This window comes from Vibrio aquaticus, assembly GCF_003970385.1.
Taxonomy (GTDB): domain Bacteria; phylum Pseudomonadota; class Gammaproteobacteria; order Enterobacterales; family Vibrionaceae; genus Vibrio; species Vibrio aquaticus.
The window spans coordinates 1-550 of record NZ_RXZH01000102.1 but is presented as its reverse complement, the minus strand read 5'-3'; the positions used below and the strand labels follow the sequence as shown (position 1 = coordinate 550).

The 550-nt window shown below is 31.4% G+C and carries 1 protein-coding gene; it reads right to left on the bottom strand.

Going from position 1 to position 550, the window contains the following annotated elements; all coding sequences use genetic code 11:
* Window positions 1-536: Ea47 family protein (locus EJ063_RS20525; protein WP_500691452.1), on the bottom strand; the 536-nt coding region annotated here is incomplete at its 3' end.
* Between the last annotated feature and the right edge of the window lie 14 nt (window positions 537-550).

Here is a 550-nt window from a genome sequence, read left to right as displayed (position 1 = left end):
ACCAGTTTAAGACGCTCTTTAATATCTTCAGGAATTATTTTATTGTCATATTGTATCATGCTAAATGACAATTTGCTTATGGAGTAATCTTTTAATTTTAAATAAGTTATTMTCCTGGCTTCATCAAATAAAGAGTCGAATGATGTTGGCGAAATCACATCGTCACCCATTGGATTGTTTATTTGTATGCCAAGAGAGTTACAGCAGTTATACATTCTGCCATAGATTATAGCTAAGGCATGTAATAATTCGTAATCTTTTAGCGTATTAGCGACCCATCGTCTTTCTGATTTAATAATAGATGATTCAGTTAAATATGAAGGTAATTTCTTTTGTGCAAGTCTGACTAACTTTTTTATACCAATGTTTAACATACTTTCATTTGTAATAAACTCAATGTCATKTTCTTCAATGTAAGATGAAATAAGAGTAGCCTTTGCCTCGCTATACATTTCTAAATCGCCTTGTTTTTCTATCGTATTGCGAGAATTTTTAGCCCAAGCCATTAATGGATCATTTTTTTTAGCCCAAGCCATTAATGGATCATTTT